Raw genomic sequence first — 16205 nt, 5'->3', positions numbered from 1 at the left:
TTCCCCACAGCCGGCCGGCACGGCGGCGGCACCATCAGGAATCCCCCATGGAAAAAACTCATCTGCTCATCGACAACCAGGACGTGGTCACCGACCAATACCTGGAAGTGCGCGACCCAGGGCGCGTCTCCGAGATCGTCGGCCTGCTCGCGCAAGGCACCGCCGCCCACGTCGATCAAGCCGTGCAGGCTGCGCATCGTGCTTTCGCAACGTGGCAGCACGTCCCGCTGGAACAACGTCAGGCGCTGCTGTTGCAGGCCTCCGATTTGATCGCCGCCGAGGGCCCGAAGCTGGCCGAACTGATGGCGCGCGAGTCCGGCATGCTGGTGTCGACCAACGCAGCCGAAGCCGGCATGTCGGCGGCGATCGTGCGCGACAACGTCGAGCTGGCGAGCGATTTCCTCAAGCCGCTGGAAGCCGAGGACGAAGCCAGCATCGTCATCGTCGACAAGGTGCCGGTGGGCGTGATCGCCGGGATCATCCCGTGGAACGCGCCGATCATCCTGACCATGCGCAAGCTGGCGCCGGCGCTGGTGTGCGGCAATACGCTGGTGCTCAAGCCCGCGCCGACCGCCGCGCTGGGCCTGTCGGCGCTGCTGAAGAAGATCGCCGCGCTGTTCCCGCCGGGCGTGATCAACGTGGTCCACGGCGGTGCCGACGTCGGCGCGGCGCTGACCACGCATCCGCGGGTGCGCAAGATTTCCTTCACCGGTGGCGGTGCGGTGGCGCGGCAGATCATGAAAGCTGCCGCCGACACCATCAAGGGCGTGCAGTTCGAGCTGGGCGGCAACGATCCGGCGATCGTGCTGGCCGATGCCGATCTGGATCAGGCGATCCCGCGCATCGTCGGCGGCGTGTTCCGTCGCGCCGGGCAGTTCTGTTTCGCGGTCAAGCGCATCTACGTCGATACGGCCATCCACGACGAGTTCTTCGAGCGTTTCTGCGCCGAGGTGGACAAGTTCAAGGTGGGTCATCCGCTGACGCCGGGCGCGACGTTCGGCCCGCTCAACAACGAAGCGCAGTTCCGCTACATCCAGGGCCTGACCGAGCGCACCCGCGCCGCCGGCGCCGAGGTGACGGTGCTCGGCAGCCGGCTCGATCCGGACAGCTGGGAGCAGGGCTGGTACCTGCAACCGGCGGTGGTGGGCCGTGCCGATCCGCAACTGGAACTGGTGCGCGAGGAACAGTTCGGCCCGATCGTGCCGATCGTCGCCTTCGACGACGTCGAACAGGCGATCGCCTGGGCCAACGACAGCGAACTGGGGCTGGCCTCCAGCGTGTGGTCGCGCGATGAAGAGGCGGCGGTAGCGGTGGCGCGGCGCATCGAAGCCGGCATGACCTTCATCAACAACGCCGGCACCTCGCGCATCGGCCAGCGCAACAGCCCGTTCGGCGGCGTCAAGCAGAGCGGCATCGGTCGCGAGAGTTCGGAAGTGGGTCTGTCCGAGTACGTGGAATACCACGCCATCAACGTCCACAAGTGATCGGAACTTCCATGAGCATTGCTACCGTAGAACTGTTGATCGACAACCAGGACGTGGCCGGCGCCGATTACGCCGAAGTGCGCGACCCCGGCCGTTTCGCCGATGTGGTCGGGCGCGTGGCGCAGGCCGACGCCGCACTGGTGGATCGCGCCGTGCAGGCCGCGCATCGCGCCTTCCCCGGCTGGGCGGCGACGCCGCTGGAGCAGCGCATCGCCTGCGTGCGGCAGGTTGCCGATCTGCTCGAAACGATGGTCGATGAGCTGACCCCGATCGTGGTGTCGGAGACCGGCATGCTGCCGGCCGAGATCCGCATGGAGATCGCCGGCTCGGCCTTCGCCACCCGCGACAACGTCGACGCCGCGCGCGCCTTCCTGCAACCGAGCCGCGCCGAGGATGCGACCAGCTGGGTCAGCGTCGAGAAGAAACCGGCGGGCGTGATCGCCGGCTTCGTGCCGTGGAACGCGCCGATCGTGCTGATGATCCGCAAGCTGGCGCCTGCGCTGGTGTGTGGCAACACGCTGGTGATCAAGACCCCGCCGACCGCGCCGCTCGGTATCGGCACGCTGCTCAGGCGCGCCGCCGCGCTGTTCCCGCCGGGCGTGCTCAACGTCGTGCACGGTGGCAACGAGACCGGGCAGGCACTGGTCGCGCATCCGCTGGTGCGGCGCATTTCCTTCACCGGCGGTGGCAAGGCCGCGACCGCGATCATGAAGGCTGCCGCCGGCACGCTGAAGAACGTGCAGTTCGAGCTGGGCGGCAATGATCCGGCGATCGTGCTCGATGACATGGATCTGAACGCGCAGATGCCGGCGCTGGTGGCCGGCACCTTCCACCGTTCCGGCCAGTTCTGCTTCGCGGTCAAGCGCATCTACGTGCCGGAATCGATCTTCGAGGCGTTCTTCGAGCGTTTCGCCGAAGAGGTGGCCAAGTTCAAGATCGGTCATCCGCTGGATCCGCGTACCACCTTCGGCCCGGTCAACAACGCCCAGCAGTACGCCCATGTCAAGGAACTGGTGGCGCGTGCGCGGCAGGGTTCGGCCGAAGTGGTGGAGCTGGGCGAGGCGGTGGATCCGGCCAGCTGGGATCAGGGTTATTACCTCAAGCCGGTGCTGGTGAAGCGTGCGGCGCCCGATCAGGAAATTGTCGCCTGCGAGCAGTTCGGCCCGGTGGTGCCGGTGATCGCCTATCGCGATGAGGACCACGCCGTGGCGATGGCTAACGACACCGAATATGGACTGGGTTCCAGCCTGTGGACCAGCAACACCGCGCGCGCCGTGGCGTTGGCGCGTCGGCTGGAAACCGGCATGACCTTCATCAACCGCAACGCGCAGTCGCGCCTGGGCCGCCGCTACATGCCGTTCGGCGGCGTCAAGCAGAGCGGCATCGGCACCGAGAACTCGGAGCTGGGGCTGGCCGACTACGTCGAATATCACGCGATCAACCTGCACAAATGAACATGCTAGAGCCCATCGTTGCCGGCACCGCCGAATCTTCCACGCTGCAGTCCTCGCAGGAGCACGGCACCATGCGAACCCAACTCCTTCACGGCAAACGAGCCATCGTCACCGGTGCCGGCTCCGGCATTGGCCGCGCGATTGCCGCGTTGTTCCACGCCCAGGGCGCCCAGGTGATCCTGGCTGATCTGGATGCCGGCACTGCCACGCATGCTGCTGCCGAGCTGGGCGGCGATCGCTGTCGCGCGGTGCAGGCCGACGTATCCAGCGAGGCCAGCGTGCGTGCGTTGATCGCCGACGCGGTAGCTGCGTTCGGCGGCATCGACGTGTTGGTCAATTGCGCCGGCGTGCCGCAGCGCTACACCGTGATCGAGGAACTGGAGGAGGCGCACTGGGAGCGCATCCTCGCGGTCAACGCCAAGTCGGTGTTCCTGACTTGCAAGCACGCGGTGCCGCATATGAAGCGCAACGGGGGTGGCACGATCGTCAACATCGGTTCGATCGTGGGCGTGCGGCCCAAGCCCGGTCAGAACGCTTACTGCGCGTCCAAGGCGGCGACGATCGCGTTGAGTCAGTCGTTGGCATTGGAATTGGCCGGTGCGGGTATCCGTGTCAACGTGATCAATCCGGGCGCGGCGGAGACGCCGATGCTGGCGGGTTTCGTGGATACGGCGCAGGTGCCGTTGGAGCAGGTCAAGAAGAATTTCGCGAGCAATATTCCGATGGGGTCGTTGATCCAGCCGGATGATATTGCGGAGGCGGCGTTGTATTTGGCTTCTTCGTTGTCCAGTCGGGTTACGGGGGCGGTGTTCAATGTGGATGGGGGGAGGGGGATTTAGTTTTCCCCTGTGCACCTGCGCGATCCTGTTACCGGTGACTTTCTCGCTATCTCATTAGCGTCGTCCCCGCGAAGGCGGGGACCCAGCGACTTCCACGCCATCTCATTAGCGTCATCCCCGCGAAGGCGGGGACCCAGCGACTTCCACGCCATCTCATTAGCGTCATCCCCGCGAAGGCGGGGATCCAGCGACTTTGGCGCCATCTCCCTACCGGTCATCCCCGCGAACGCGGGGGCGAAGCGCCACGGCTTGCGAGCCACTGGCTCGCGTGGTGCTGAGCGCCATCGGGCTATGCCCGATGGCCGGGGATCGAAGATCCATGGACGTTGCTTGTTGGGTTTGACGTTGCAGTGACGGCAACAGCGACGGCAAAGGCAACGGCTTTCGCTCCTTCGGAGCGAGTTACCTTTCTTTGCTCGTGCAAAGAAACGTAACCCAAAGAAAGCACGCCCCAGTCCTCGCGCCCTACGCTGCGCTACGGGTGCACTGCGCCAACGGGATTTTCTGACGCGGCATCCATGCCGCGGCAGAAAACGACGTGCATCCATGCACGTCGCCCTTCGGGTTTTTCCCGCTGGCTCCGTCGCTGCGGATGGGGGCCCCGGAAAAGCGAATAGCAACTGCAAAGGCAAAATCACGGGCAACGGCAACGGCAACGGCAACGGCCACCGCCACCGCCACCGCCACCGCCACCGCCACCGCCATGTCGCGTCGCGTCGCGTCGAGTCAAGCCGAGCCGAGCCGAGCCGAGCCGAGCCGAGTCGAGTCGAGTCGAGTCGAGTCGAGTCGAGTCGAGTCGAGTCGAGCTGCCGGCAGTCTCCACCCCCGTTCCAATCCACCCTAAGCCCCCTAATCTCACTCCGAAAGATCCCCTCGCTGCAGGCCGCTTCCCTCGTGCCTTCCGGCCCTTGACTACAGCTGTAGACTGGACTAGGTTGTCTACAAATGTAGTCATGCCGGAGTCTCTCATGCTCAGCAAGTCCATCGGCGACCAGGAACTGGCGCTGTTGCAGTACGTGTCCGAGGCCGGTGATGCCTCGGCCAGTGAGGTTGCGGCTGCGTTCGGGGAGCCGCGTGGGTTGGCGCGTTCGACGGTGTTGACGATGTTGGAACGACTGCGCGGCAAGGGTTATCTGCGTCGTCGGCAGGTCGGGGGTGTGTACCGCTATGCCTCGGCGGCGCGTCCGGATGAGGTGGTGCGTTCTGCGGTGGGGCGCTTCGTCGAGAACACGTTGCAGGGCTCGGTATCGCCGTTCGTGGCCTGGATGTCCGAGCGTCGCGATGTCAGCGAGGAGGAACTGGCCGAGCTGGAGACGTTGGTGAGCACGTTGCAATCCCGGCGCAAGGAGAGCTGAGATGGATGCATTGACGGTATGGTCCGAAGCCGCACTGTGGCGTCTGGCATTGGCGACGCTGCAATCGCTGCCGTTGGCGGCGCTGGTCTGGTTGCTGTGTCGTGTGCTGCCTCGGCTCGGTGCCGCGCAGCGGTGCTGGTTGTGGTGGCTGCTGAGCCTGCAGCTGTTGTTCGGACTGGCATGGCCGACGCCGGTGTTGCTGCGCTGGTTGCCGGCCCCGGCAACGGTCGCGCAGGTTGTGACCGCGCCGGTCGCGAACGCATTGCCTGCCGATGCGGTGATGGTGCTGCCAGGCAACGCGATCGCGGTGGCGGCGCAGCCGTCATCGTTCGATCCCGTCGCGCTCGTGCTGCTGGCACTGCTGACGTTGTGGATCAGTGGCGTGGTGCTGATGAGTTGGCGCAGCCTGCGTGACTGGCGCGTCGTGCGGCAGCGCGTGGCCGAGGCATCGCGCGAGCTGCCCGAGTCACTGCGCGAACGTTGTCATGCGCTTGCTCGCCGTCTACAGGTGACGCCACCGGTGTTGGCGCTGAGTGCAACGATCGATTCGCCGCAGTTGGTCGGCGTGCTGCGGCCGCACTTGCTGCTGCCGACCCGGATGCTGCCGACGCTGTCGGAGGACGCGATCGAAATGGCGCTGCGCCACGAGCTGGTGCATCTGCAACGTCGCGATCTGTTGTGGGGCTGGCTGCCGACGTTGGCGCAGCACCTGTTCTTCTTCCATCCCATCGCACACCTGGCTGCGCGTGAATACGCGTTGGCGCGTGAGGGTGCATGCGATGCCGTGGTGCTGGCCGATCCACGCCTGGAGCCGCAGGACTACGGCCGGTTGTTGTTGCAGTTCGGCGTGGCGCCGCGCGCGGTCGCGGTGGTGGGTGCCGCATCTCCCGATTTCATCGCTCTCAAGAGGAGGCTCGTCATGTTGCAGTCGCATGTTCCCGCCTGGCGCATCGCCGGGCCGTTGTTGGTGGCTGTGGTCGGCGTGGTGGGCGTGATGCCCTATCGCGTCGTCGCGCAGTCGGAGACCGATCCAGCCCAGCGCGCCAATCAGGCCGCTGCCGCCAAACCGGTCGCGAAGGCGCAGCCTTCGGCGGCGGCTGCACCGGCCGTGCGGGCGGTACCGGAGGTGTCACCCGTGCCGGCACCGGCGCCGATTCCCGCGGCGGCCGTGTTGCCTCCCCTGCCTGCGCCGCCTGCTCCACCGCCGCCGCCGCCCGAACCTCCCAAGCCGCCGAAGCTTTCCGAAAGTGCGTCGTCGGTGATCACTCTCAGTGCCGACCCGAAAACCGCGACGGTGTTGATCGAAGGCAACCAGCTGCATGCGGTGGGTAGGTCATCCGATGTGGCCGCGGCGCGTCTGCAGCAGAAGAACGGCGAGACCGTGTGGTGGTTCCGCCAGGGCGAGTCGCGCTACGTCGTGCGCGATCCGGCGCTGATCGCGCGGGTCAAGCAGGTCTATGCGCCGGTGACCGAGTTGGGCCGGCAACAGGGCGAGCTGGGTTCGCAGCAGGGTGAGCTGGGCGGGCGTCAGGGTGAGATCGGCGCGGAGCAGGGGCAACTGGGCGCGCAGATCGGCGCGCTCGCGGCGCGTCAGGCGCAACTGGCCGTCAGTGGCGGACAGCAACGAGAGACGGAAATGGCCGCACTGTCGCGCCAGATCGAGGCACTGGCCGAGCGCCAGAAGAGCTCGGGCGCGCGGCAACAGGCGCTGGGCGAACAGCAGCGCGTGCTGGGCAAACGCCAAGAGGCGCTGTCCGCGCGCGAGAAGGACGCGGTGGCAACACTGCGCAGCGAAACCGACCGGCTCGCCAGCGAGGCGATCCGCAGCGGTGTCGCGCAGCGCCTGTAATGACTCGATCGCGTTCTAGTGCTGGGACGGCGCGCTGCTGTCCGGCTTGGAGACGGCCGCAGCTTCGGCGGCTCGTGCCAACGCGGCGGCGGTAGCTACCTGGGTGGTGGTCGAGGTGAGTGGTCGCGCGGTGGTGCCACTGGCAGCACTGGTCGGCGCGGTCGTGGCAGGTGCCGCAGATGAGGCCGCTGTCGTCACCGGGGCAGCAGTACGCGCCGGTGCGGCCGTCGTTGCAACGGGCGCCGAGCCGGCAAGATCGGGCACCTTGGTGTCCGCATCCGGCAGCGCCGGGCCCAGTGCGATCGACGAGCCGGCGCCGGCCAAGGCTGCTTCCTCGGCATCGTGGGTCATCACCACGATGCTGATGCGGCGGTTGATCGGGTTCTGCGGATCGACCTTGTCGAACAGCACCGACGAGGACAGGCCGACCACGCGCGTGACCTTGACGTCCTCCATGCCGCCGGCGATCAATGCGCGCCGCGCCGCGTTGGCACGATCCGCGCTCAGCTCCCAGTTGCTGTAGCCGGCCATGGTGCTGTAGGCGGTGGTGTCGGTGTGGCCGGTGATGCTGATGTGGTTGGGTACCTGGTTGATGAAATGCGCCAGCTCGCGAAGGATCGCGCTGGTGTAGTCCTTCAGCCGCGCGCTGCCCATGTCGAACATCGGCCGGTTCTGCTTGTCGACGATCTGCACGCGCAGCCCGTCCGGGGTCAGGTCCAGCAGCAACTGGTCCTTGAACGGCTCCAGCGCCTGGCTCTTGTCGATGGCCTGCTGCAATTGCTGCATCAGCGCTTCCAGGCGGCGCTTTTCCTGCTGGCGCTGCTGCTGTTCCGGTGATTGCTGATCGGCGCGCTTCAAAAGAGCGTCGCGGCCGGGCCCGTGCGGAATCTCCATCGTGCCGCCGAGCTTGATCATCGAGTTGCTGGCGCCACCGGGACCGTTCATGCCCTGCGACGGCGCCGGGCTGGTGCCGACCATCGGCGAGGGGTTGTTGAAGTAATCGGAGATTGCCGCGCGCTGCCTGGGCGTGGTCGAGCCCAGCAGCCACAGCACCAGGAAGAACGCCATCATCGCGGTCACGAAGTCGGCATAGGCCACCTTCCATGCACCGCCGTGATGGGCACTGCCGCGGACTTTCCTGACCCGGCGTATGACGATCGTCGATTTCTCGGCCATCGCGGTTTACTTGATCGTCTTCAGGTGCGCTTCGAACGTGGAGAAGCCGGGCCGGACGTCCGACGGCAGCGTCTTGCGGGCGAACTCGAGCGCGATCTTGGGGTTGTAGCCGCGCAGGCACGCCAGCAGCGCGGTCTTCACCGATTCGTAGATGCGCGAATCCTGCTCGGCGCGTGCCTCCACCGCCGACGCCAGCGGGCCGATGAAGCCATAGGCGAGCAGGATGCCGAGGAAGGTGCCGACCAGCGCGCCAGCCACGTGCGCGCCGACCTCGCTGATCTCGCCACCGATCGAGCCCATCGTGATGACGATGCCAAGCACTGCGGCGACGATGCCGAAGCCGGGCAGGCCGTCGGACACCTTGGCCAGTGCGTGCGCCGGTGCCAGTGCCTCGTGGTGGTGCTTCTCCAGCTCCAGTTCCAGCAGCGGCTCCAGCTCGTGCGGCTCGATATTGCTGCCGATCATCAGCCGCAGGCAGTCGGTGATGAAGTCGATCAGGTGCTGATCGGCCAGCACCTTCGGGTAGTTCTGGAACAACGCGCTTTCCAGCGGCCGCTCGACATGGTCTTCCAGCGCCATGAAGCCCTCGCGACGCGCCTTGTTGAGCAGCTCGTAGACCAGGCTGAGCACGTCCAGGTAATCCTGGCTCTGGTACTTGGGGCCCTTGAACACCGCCGGGATGCTGGCGAAGGTCGCCTTCACCGTCTTGACCGGCGTGCTGACCAGGAACGCGCCGAACGCGGCGCCGCCGATGATCACGATCTCGTAGGGCTGCCACAGCGCGCCGAGCTTGCCATGCGCACCCACGTAGCCTCCCAGCACGCTGAGGATGACGACGATGAGTCCGACGATGATGAGCATGGCGGGGGAGGGGAGGCAGAAGGGGGCAACCCCGTTGTCGGCCCCATTCACGTTTTCTGAAGGTTTGCGGTCACCGCGATCGGCGTATGTCGCCCATACGGTTCAGCCGGTGGGCGCTGCGCGATCCCTCACGCCGGCTGGGCTTCGGCGCCACCGTGTTGCAGCGGATTGGGCAGCGGCTGGCCCTGCTCGGTGAAACCGAGCGATACCGAGTTCAGGCAATGGCGCTCGAACGTCGGTGGCGGCCCGTCCGGGAATACGTGGCCGAGATGGCTGCCACAGCGGGCGCAGGTGATCTCGGTGCGGATCATGCCGTGACTGATGTCGCGGATCTCGCGGACGTGGGCCGGGTCGAACGGGGCGAAGAAACTCGGCCAGCCGGTGCCGGAATCGAACTTGGCGCTGGAGCGGAACAGCGGCAACCCGCACAGGCGGCAGGTGTAGACACCCTCCAGCTTGTTGTCGAGGAACACGCCGCAGAACGGCGCCTCGGTGCCGTGATGGAGCAGCACGCGCTTTTCCTCCTCGTCGAGGTCGGCGATCAGATGCTGGCGCTGGGCATCGTCGGGGGGAGTCAGATCGAACCGGGTCATGATGTCCTCGTGGCGGGCCGGCGATCGCGCCGGCTGTATGCGCTATGGATGGGGGCAGGATGGCTATCATCCAAGTTTGCAACGTTCAGGGAGCCGCACGATGAAACAGCACGCGACCGGGAGTTTCGAGGTGAAGCTGCAACCGCAGTCCAGCCGCCAGGCCGACGGCAACAGCTTGGCGCGGATGTCGCTGGACAAGGTATTCAGCGGTGACCTGCAAGGCGAGGGCAAGGGCGAGATGCTGGCGGCGCGCACCGTGGTCGAGGGCTCCGCCGCCTACGTGGCGGTCGAATCGTTCACCGGCAGCGTGCACGGCAAGGCCGGCAGCTTCGTGTTCGTCCATCGCGGCTGGATGGAGCGCGGTGTGCAGAGTCTGCTGATCAGCGTGGTACCCGACTCCGGCACCGGTGCGCTGGCAGGCATCGCCGGCACGCTCGGCATCCGCATCGAGGACAGCGTGCACCACTACGATTTCGACTACACATTGCCCGACGCCTGAGCCGCCCCCATCTTCCCGCTATCGCTGCCGGGAAATGCTCATGAAACCGCGCCTTTGCCTGATGCTGTTATCTGGAATGTTCGCCATCACGGTGGCGGATGCGCAGAGTCTGTCGAGCACGACACCGGCGACGCAGACCCGCTCCACCACGCGTGTCGAGCCGGCAAAGGCCCCTGCGTCGCCGCCCCAGCGTGAATCCGCGCCTGTGTCACCCACATCAAGGTCGCTGGTCTCGCCGATGCCGACCACGCTGCAATCGCGGCCGCAGCCACCCGTGCCGGTGCGCGGTGCTTCGCGTTCACAGGATGCCGATGGCCCGGCAACGGCACAGCCGCTGCCTGCGAACACGCAAGTGAAGGTCTATGACCGCAACGGACGCCTGATTCCGGGTATGAAGGCGGCGGGCGCCAATCGTGTGCTCGACACGCGCACCGGTCGTTATCACGACACCGTGCCGATGGGCGATGGACAGCGGATCGTGCGCTAGAGCGTGATGACACGCACGATGTGCCCATTCACCTCGACTGATGCGTAGACAGACTGCTGAACGATTCAATTCGTTGGCGTGCGCTCAGCGCGATGAAGCGCGGAATGACCGAAATTTTTCGTGCGATTAACTCCTGACGGACCACGCTGGCCGTGCGCGGACAGATTCGAAATTCATCGATACGGTCTGCGTTTCTTCCACTTTGAGAAGGCAGTCATGGCTAACCAGAATCAGCAGAATCCACGTGGGCCGCAGCAACCGGGTCAGCATAGCGGGCATCAGGACAAGCATGAGCAGCACGGTCGCCAGCCGGGTCAGCAGCAACAGATGGATGAAGATCGCAAGCAGGGAAAACCGCAGCGTGAGGATCACAAGCAGCAGCGCTGATGGTGGGTGAGTAGTTGGAACTGCGGCGCGCTTCGGCGCGCCGCTTTGTTTTTGTGCGTGGTTGGGATGGGATCCGAAGCGGTCCACGCCACCTTTCTACCGTCGTCCCCGCGAAGGCGGGGACCCAGCGACTTCCACGCGATGTATCTATCGTCATCCCCGCGAACGCGGGGACCCAGTGACTTCCACGCCATCTCTCTATCGTCATCCCCGCGAACGCGGGGGTGAAGCGCCGCTGCTTGCGAGCCACTGGCTCGCGCGGCGCTGAGCGCCATCGGGCTATGTCCGATGGCCGGGGATCGAAGATCCATGGACGTTGCTTGTTGGGTTTGATGTTGCGGTGATGACAGCAACTGCAACTGCAAAGGCTTTCGCTCCTTCGGAGCGAGTCACCTTTCTTTGCTCGTGCAAAGAAAGGTAACCCAAAGAAAGCACGCCCCAGTCCTCGCGCCCTTCGCTGCGCTACGGGTGCACTGCGCCAGCGGGATTTTCTGACGCGGCATCCATGCCGCGGCAGAAAACGACGTGCATCCATGCACGTCGCCCTTCGGGTTTTTCCCGCTGGCTCCGTCGCTGCGGATGGGGGCCCCGGGTAAGTCAAAGTCCAAGGCAACTGCAAGGGCAAAATCACGAGCAACGGCAACGGCAACGGCAACGGCAACGGCAAGGGCAAGGGCAAGGGCAAGGGCAGAGGCAGAAGCAACCCCGGCTCAGTCCGGCACTGGCAGATTCAGCGTCTCCTTCACTTCTTCCATCACGATGTAGCTTTTCGACTCGCGTACATGCGGCAGGGTCAGCAAGGTGCTGCCCAGCAGCTTGCGGTAGGAGGCCATCTCGTTGATCCGGGCCTTGATCAGGTAGTCGAAGTCGCCCGATACCAGGTGGCATTCCAGTACGTTCGGCAACTTCAGGGCGGCGCGGCGGAACTCTTCGAAGATGTCGCCGGATTTGTAGGCCAGGCTGATCTCCACGAATACCAGCAGGCTGGCCTTGAGGGCGTTGGGGTCCAGGCGGGCGTGGTACCCGGTGATCACGCTCTCGCGTTCCAGGCGGCGCACGCGCTCGGTGCACGGGGTGGTCGACAGGCCTACGCGCTCGCCCAGTTCGGTGAAGGAAATGCGGCCTTCCTGCTGCAGGATGCGCAGGATCTTGCGGTCGATCTTGTCCAGCTCGCGGCTGCGTGCGGCCATGGATCACGGTCTCCGGTCTGTTTTTGGAAAATTCCACTGCCTTTCTTCGAAAAGGCAGGAAATGACACTGGCTTTGCGCGAATATACTGCCCTGAAATGTCGAGCCATGGCATCGGCCGTGGGTAATGATCTGGTGGAGAGGTCCGCGATGCGCATACTGGTGCTGGGAAGTGGCGTGATCGGCACGGCGAGTGCCTGGTATCTGCGTCAGGCCGGTTTCGAGGTCACCGTGGTGGACCGCCAGCCCGGGCCCGCGCTGGAAACCAGCTACGCCAACGCCGGCCAGCTTTCGTTCGGCTACACCTCGCCGTGGGCGGCGCCGGGGGTGCCGTTGAAGGCCGTCAAGTGGTTGTTCGAACAGCATGCGCCGCTGTCGATCCGGCCGACCACCGATCTGCACCAGTACATCTGGCTGGCGCGGATGCTGCGCAACTGCACCGCCGAGCGCTACGCGATCAACAAGGCGCGCATGGTGCGCATGTCCGACTACAGCCGCGATTGCCTGGATGAGCTGGTCGCCGCCACCGGTATCGCCTTTGAAGGGCGTCATCGCGGCACCACCCAGTTGTTCCGCACCCAGCAGCAGCTCGACGCCGCCGCGCAGGACATCGAGGTGCTGGCCGAGTACGGCGTGCCCTACGAGCTGTTGGCGCCGTCCGAGATCGCTCGCTACGAGCCCGGATTGGCCGACGGTGGCTCTGGGATGGCCGGTGCGCTGCACCTGCCCCACGATCAGACCGGCGACTGTCGGCTGTTCACCCAGCGCCTGGCTCACCTGGCGGCCGAGGCCGGGGTCGAGTTCCGTTACGAGCAATTGATCGAAGGCATCGAGCACGACGGCGACCGCATCACCGGCGTGCGCATCGGTGGTCGTTTGGAGACCGCAGACCGCTATGTGGTGGCGACCGGCAGCTATTCGTCCGAGCTGGTACGACCGCTCGGTCTGGCGCTGCCGGTGTACCCGTTGAAGGGTTTCTCGCTGACGATCCCGATCGCCGACGCTGCACGCGCGCCGACCTCGACCATCCTCGACGAGAGCTACAAGATTGCGGTGACCCGTTTCGATGACCGCATCCGCGTCGGCGGCATGGCCGAGGTCGCCGGTTTCGACCTGTCGCTGAATCCCAAGCGCCGCGCCACGCTGGAAATGGTGGTCAACGACCTGTATCCCGGCGGCGGCGATCTGGCCAACGCCGAGTTCTGGACCGGCCTGCGCCCGGCTACGCCGGATGGCACCCCGGTGGTCGGCGCCACGCCGTATTCCAACCTGTTCCTCAACACCGGCCACGGCACGCTGGGCTGGACGATGGCGTGCGGCTCCGGTCGTTACCTGACCGACCTGATGAGCTCGCGACGTCCGCAGATCAGCAGCGAGGGCCTGGACATCTTCCGTTACCTGCCGTCGCGTGCGGCCCATTCGCAACATGAGGCCGCTTCGTGCGCCCAGCCCTCGCTCTGATCGATCTCGGCGCACTGCGCCACAACTACCAGCTGGCGCGTCGTCTCGGCGGCGGCAAGGCACTGGCCGTGGTCAAGGCCGATGCGTACGGCCACGGCGCGGTGCGCTGTGCGCAGGCGTTGGAGGACGAGGCCGACGGCTTCGCGGTGGCCTGCATCGAGGAAGCGCTGGAACTGCGCGAGGCCGGTATCCGTGCGCCGATCCTGCTGCTGGAAGGCTTCTTCGATGCCGACGAGCTGCCGCTGATCGCCGAACACGATCTGTGGACCGTGGTGGCCACGCCGTGGCAGGTGCACGCCCTGGCCGCGTTCCACAGCCCGCGTCCGCTCGGCATCTGGCTCAAGCTGGACAGTGGCATGCATCGGCTGGGCCTGGAACCGGACGATTTCCGCGCGGCCTGGCTGCGCCTGCGCGGCTTGCCGCAGGTCGGCTCGATCGTGCTGATGACCCACCTCGCGCGTGCCGATGAGATGGACAACAGCCGCACCGACGAGCAGGCGGTCACCTTCGCGCTGGCGTGCCGCGGCATGAGTGCCGAAACCAGCTTGTGCAATTCGCCCGGCCTGCTGGGCTGGCATGCGCTGAGCAACGACTGGTCGCGTCCGGGCCTGATGCTCTACGGTGCCAATCCCTTCAGCGGCGAGAACGAGTTGACCGCGCAACTGCGTCCGGTGATGACGTTGTCCTCGCAGATCATCGCCACGCGCGAGTTGGCAGCTGGTGAGCCGATCGGCTACGGCGCGCGCTTCGTCACCGAGCGTCCCACGCGCGTGGGCGTGGTCGCGATGGGCTATGCCGACGGCTACCCGCAGTTCGCGCCGAACGGTACGCCGGTACGCATCGACGGTGCGCCGGGCCAATTGATCGGGCGTGTGTCGATGGACATGCTGACCGTGGATCTGACCGAACACCTGCAGGCCGAGGTCGGCACGCCGGTGGAATTGTGGGGCGCCGGCCCGCGGGTCGGTGAACTGGCCACGCGCTGCAATTCAAGCGCGTACCAGATGCTGTCCGGGCTCAAGCGCGTACCGCGCCGCTACATCGAAACAACCTAGGGCGTTGTAGGAGCGGCTTCAGCCGCGATGGCGCTTTCCCATTTGAATCCCCGCACATGGATGTGCGGGCTGTTGCAGAGGGATCTGCATGACAGCGCCATCGCGGCTGAAGCCGCTCCTACGATGCATCAACGCTCGGCGGTGAAGCGGTCGTCGCGCAGTTCGCGGCGCACCCAGTCGTCGATCATCCGTTTCTCGTAGCGCAGCGGGTCGCTGTCGGTGATCGAGACGTTGCCCATCAGGAACGCGGTGTCCACCAGCTTCTTCTCGCCCTGGTCGATCACCTGCCCGGAGGCGTCGGTGCGGACCCAGTTGAACGACATGCGCGGCGGATAGATGTCCTTGACGATGCGCACATCGTCGAAGCGCGGACCGTGCCACGGCTCGTAGTCACCGGCGCGCTTGATGTCGGTGATGGTGATCTGCATCTGCTGGCCCGGTGGCAGGCGCTTGGCGACGGTCTTCTGGAAGTACCCGGCGAGATCGCCGACCCAGTTGCCGCGCTCGGCTTCCCAGCGGTTGCGGCTGTAGCGGATGTCGGTGAACTGGGCTGGATCGGTCCAGCTGACCTTGACCGGGCTGTCGACGTTGCTGGCAAGCGCACGCGGCGCCTGCGGGTCGGTGACGGTGCGCACGCGCGCATCCGCAGCCGTGGCGGCGGCGAGCGCGACCAGCAGCACGGCGGCGGAAGCGAAAGTCTTGTTCATGGCTGTCCTCCCATTGGGACGTTGCAGTGAGTCTGCTCCGGGGAACGCACGCCCGCAATGGCGCGCCGACATGACGTGCGTCACTGTTGTCGGGCATTAATACGGCTCGGGCGGTCGTGCCATGACGACAGGTTCACCGTGCATCGGCGCGCGCTTCACGGGCTGCGGCGCAGGATGGCGATGAAGCCGTTCGAGATGTTTCAGTCATGAAGGTTCCCCGTGTCTCCCCCGCATCCCCTCCCGATCTCAAGCTCCAGTTCATCGACTGGGCCAGGCAGCATGGTCACAACCCGGAAACCGGGGCGGCGGCGTTCGTCGCGTTGCAGAGCGATCGCGACCTGCAAGCGCGCCAACCCGAATCCGACGACGGCGCCACCGACTTGCGCACCTCGCTGTGCCGCGAACTGGAGGCATTGGCCGGGCAGGGCAAGGTCGCGGCGCAGTTTCCGCCGGTGTATGCCTATCGCACCGTGGCCGGTATCGATTACCGCTACTCGCTGATGCTGGTGTTGGCCGAGGACTGCGTGGAATGGACCGCGCGGGTCTGGCGAGGGCTGGATTATCAAGGAATGCTGGTTGGGCGCGGGCAGGGGCCGCGCGACAACTACACCCGGCTTGCGCGGGGTGCGATCGAGCAGGATCTCGACCAACCGGCACCGGCCTACCTGGAGGCCTAGCGCGTGCGTCCGGGGAGGACGCGCGATGTTTGCCCGGCTGGCTTGTATTGGCGTGTATCGTCGGCAATATGATGCTGATCGTGTTGCTGCCGCCCAATGCGTGTACTGGCTTGACGTGCCCGACGGGTCTTTC

At 65.8% G+C, this 16205-nt stretch carries 17 protein-coding genes; 10 read left to right on the top strand and 7 right to left on the bottom strand.

All coding sequences use genetic code 11. The features are described from left to right. The first annotated feature begins 47 nt into the window (after positions 1-47). The 3 genes from AC3WJE_RS17865 (at position 48) to AC3WJE_RS17855 (ending at position 3777) form a co-directional block, all read left to right on the top strand. Positions 48-1484 (top strand): aldehyde dehydrogenase family protein, encoded by a 1437-nt coding sequence (locus AC3WJE_RS17865; RefSeq protein WP_493732172.1) that lies wholly within the window; start codon positions 48-50, stop codon positions 1482-1484. 11 nt (positions 1485-1495) lie between these two features. After that, positions 1496-2938, top strand: coding sequence for an aldehyde dehydrogenase family protein (locus AC3WJE_RS17860; protein WP_493732171.1), 1443 nt, complete (start codon positions 1496-1498; stop codon positions 2936-2938). A gap of 71 nt (positions 2939-3009) precedes the next feature. Next, entirely contained in the window at positions 3010-3777 is a 768-nt protein-coding gene (locus AC3WJE_RS17855; protein WP_493732170.1) for an SDR family NAD(P)-dependent oxidoreductase, read from the top strand. Between the two features lie 465 nt (positions 3778-4242). On the opposite strand, the gene AC3WJE_RS17850 is transcribed toward AC3WJE_RS17855, so the two are convergent. After that, complete coding sequence (locus AC3WJE_RS17850) at positions 4243-4482, bottom strand: hypothetical protein (protein ID WP_493732169.1); 240 nt, start codon at positions 4480-4482, stop codon at positions 4243-4245. A gap of 263 nt (positions 4483-4745) precedes the next feature. On the opposite strand from AC3WJE_RS17850, the gene AC3WJE_RS17845 reads away from it, so the two are divergent. Together AC3WJE_RS17845 and AC3WJE_RS17840 are read left to right on the top strand one after the other, a co-directional pair. Further along, a complete protein-coding gene (locus AC3WJE_RS17845) occupies positions 4746-5132 on the top strand; it encodes a BlaI/MecI/CopY family transcriptional regulator (protein ID WP_493732168.1) in 387 nt (128 codons plus the stop codon). Position 5133: 1 nt separating this feature from the next. After that, complete coding sequence (locus tag AC3WJE_RS17840; protein WP_493732167.1) at positions 5134-6981, top strand: M56 family metallopeptidase; 1848 nt, start codon at positions 5134-5136, stop codon at positions 6979-6981. Between the two features lie 15 nt (positions 6982-6996). On the opposite strand, the gene motB is transcribed toward AC3WJE_RS17840, so the two are convergent. From motB to msrB, 3 genes are all read right to left on the bottom strand, one after another. Next, the gene (motB, locus tag AC3WJE_RS17835) at positions 6997-8157 is read right to left on the bottom strand and encodes a flagellar motor protein MotB (protein WP_493732166.1); all 1161 of its coding nucleotides are present in this window, start codon (positions 8155-8157) and stop codon (positions 6997-6999) included. Positions 8158-8163: 6 nt separating this feature from the next. Beyond that, on the bottom strand, positions 8164-9018 hold the full coding sequence (gene motA, locus AC3WJE_RS17830; protein ID WP_493732165.1) for a flagellar motor stator protein MotA: 855 nt from the start codon (positions 9016-9018) through the stop codon (positions 8164-8166). Between the two features lie 128 nt (positions 9019-9146). Continuing rightward, complete coding sequence (msrB, locus tag AC3WJE_RS17825) at positions 9147-9611, bottom strand: peptide-methionine (R)-S-oxide reductase MsrB (RefSeq protein ID WP_493732164.1); 465 nt, start codon at positions 9609-9611, stop codon at positions 9147-9149. A 100-nt stretch (positions 9612-9711) separates the two neighbouring features. On the opposite strand from msrB, the gene AC3WJE_RS17820 reads away from it, so the two are divergent. Together AC3WJE_RS17820 and AC3WJE_RS17815 are read left to right on the top strand one after the other, a co-directional pair. Then, positions 9712-10110: a DUF3224 domain-containing protein gene (locus AC3WJE_RS17820; protein ID WP_493732163.1), complete on the top strand. Its 399-nt coding sequence runs from the start codon at positions 9712-9714 to the stop codon at positions 10108-10110. A 40-nt stretch (positions 10111-10150) separates the two neighbouring features. Further along, complete coding sequence (locus AC3WJE_RS17815) at positions 10151-10597, top strand: hypothetical protein (RefSeq protein ID WP_493732162.1); 447 nt, start codon at positions 10151-10153, stop codon at positions 10595-10597. 126 nt (positions 10598-10723) lie between these two features. Here the strand turns inward: AC3WJE_RS17815 and AC3WJE_RS17810 are convergent, their stop codons facing one another. Together AC3WJE_RS17810 and AC3WJE_RS17805 are read right to left on the bottom strand one after the other, a co-directional pair. Then, positions 10724-11071: a hypothetical protein gene (locus AC3WJE_RS17810; protein WP_493732161.1), complete on the bottom strand. Its 348-nt coding sequence runs from the start codon at positions 11069-11071 to the stop codon at positions 10724-10726. Between the two features lie 623 nt (positions 11072-11694). Then, a complete protein-coding gene (locus AC3WJE_RS17805) occupies positions 11695-12174 on the bottom strand; it encodes an Lrp/AsnC ligand binding domain-containing protein (protein ID WP_493732160.1) in 480 nt (159 codons plus the stop codon). A gap of 148 nt (positions 12175-12322) precedes the next feature. On the opposite strand from AC3WJE_RS17805, the gene AC3WJE_RS17800 reads away from it, so the two are divergent. Next, on the top strand, positions 12323-13633 hold the full coding sequence (locus AC3WJE_RS17800; RefSeq protein ID WP_493732159.1) for a D-amino acid dehydrogenase: 1311 nt from the start codon (positions 12323-12325) through the stop codon (positions 13631-13633). Beyond that, a complete protein-coding gene (alr, locus tag AC3WJE_RS17795; protein ID WP_493732158.1) occupies positions 13612-14688 on the top strand; it encodes an alanine racemase in 1077 nt (358 codons plus the stop codon). The genes AC3WJE_RS17800 and alr overlap by 22 nt, the downstream gene beginning before the upstream one ends. 128 nt (positions 14689-14816) lie before the next feature. Here alr and AC3WJE_RS17790 read toward each other — a convergent pair whose 3' ends face one another. Beyond that, positions 14817-15395, bottom strand: coding sequence for a DUF3016 domain-containing protein (locus AC3WJE_RS17790; protein ID WP_493732157.1), 579 nt, complete (start codon positions 15393-15395; stop codon positions 14817-14819). Positions 15396-15601: 206 nt separating this feature from the next. On the opposite strand from AC3WJE_RS17790, the gene AC3WJE_RS17785 reads away from it, so the two are divergent. Next, on the top strand, positions 15602-16072 hold the full coding sequence (locus AC3WJE_RS17785) for a hypothetical protein (RefSeq protein WP_493732156.1): 471 nt from the start codon (positions 15602-15604) through the stop codon (positions 16070-16072). Positions 16073-16205: the final 133 nt, after the last annotated feature.

This window comes from Pseudomonas sp. GW821-FHT07E12 (assembly GCF_058986605.1).
Note: the sequence above shows the minus strand (reverse complement) of the source record. Positions and strands in the feature narration are given on the sequence as shown.

What these genes read in the sequence shown, in the direction of transcription:
- AC3WJE_RS17865 (WP_493732172.1), top strand. Translation starts at nt 48, where the DNA reads ATGGAAAAAACTCATCTGCTCATCGACAACCAGGACGTGGTCACCGAC.
- AC3WJE_RS17860 (WP_493732171.1), top strand. Translation starts at nt 1,496, where the DNA reads ATGAGCATTGCTACCGTAGAACTGTTGATCGACAACCAGGACGTGGCC.
- AC3WJE_RS17855 (WP_493732170.1), top strand. Translation starts at nt 3,010, where the DNA reads ATGCGAACCCAACTCCTTCACGGCAAACGAGCCATCGTCACCGGTGCC.
- AC3WJE_RS17850 (WP_493732169.1), bottom strand. Translation starts at nt 4,482, where the DNA reads ATGGCGGTGGCGGTGGCGGTGGCGGTGGCGGTGGCGGTGGCCGTTGCC.
- AC3WJE_RS17845 (WP_493732168.1), top strand. Translation starts at nt 4,746, where the DNA reads ATGCTCAGCAAGTCCATCGGCGACCAGGAACTGGCGCTGTTGCAGTAC.
- AC3WJE_RS17840 (WP_493732167.1), top strand. Translation starts at nt 5,134, where the DNA reads ATGGATGCATTGACGGTATGGTCCGAAGCCGCACTGTGGCGTCTGGCA.
- motB (WP_493732166.1), bottom strand. Translation starts at nt 8,157, where the DNA reads ATGGCCGAGAAATCGACGATCGTCATACGCCGGGTCAGGAAAGTCCGC.
- motA (WP_493732165.1), bottom strand. Translation starts at nt 9,018, where the DNA reads ATGCTCATCATCGTCGGACTCATCGTCGTCATCCTCAGCGTGCTGGGA.
- msrB (WP_493732164.1), bottom strand. Translation starts at nt 9,611, where the DNA reads ATGACCCGGTTCGATCTGACTCCCCCCGACGATGCCCAGCGCCAGCAT.
- AC3WJE_RS17820 (WP_493732163.1), top strand. Translation starts at nt 9,712, where the DNA reads ATGAAACAGCACGCGACCGGGAGTTTCGAGGTGAAGCTGCAACCGCAG.
- AC3WJE_RS17815 (WP_493732162.1), top strand. Translation starts at nt 10,151, where the DNA reads ATGAAACCGCGCCTTTGCCTGATGCTGTTATCTGGAATGTTCGCCATC.
- AC3WJE_RS17805 (WP_493732160.1), bottom strand. Translation starts at nt 12,174, where the DNA reads ATGGCCGCACGCAGCCGCGAGCTGGACAAGATCGACCGCAAGATCCTG.
- AC3WJE_RS17800 (WP_493732159.1), top strand. Translation starts at nt 12,323, where the DNA reads ATGCGCATACTGGTGCTGGGAAGTGGCGTGATCGGCACGGCGAGTGCC.
- AC3WJE_RS17790 (WP_493732157.1), bottom strand. Translation starts at nt 15,395, where the DNA reads ATGAACAAGACTTTCGCTTCCGCCGCCGTGCTGCTGGTCGCGCTCGCC.
- AC3WJE_RS17785 (WP_493732156.1), top strand. Translation starts at nt 15,602, where the DNA reads ATGAAGGTTCCCCGTGTCTCCCCCGCATCCCCTCCCGATCTCAAGCTC.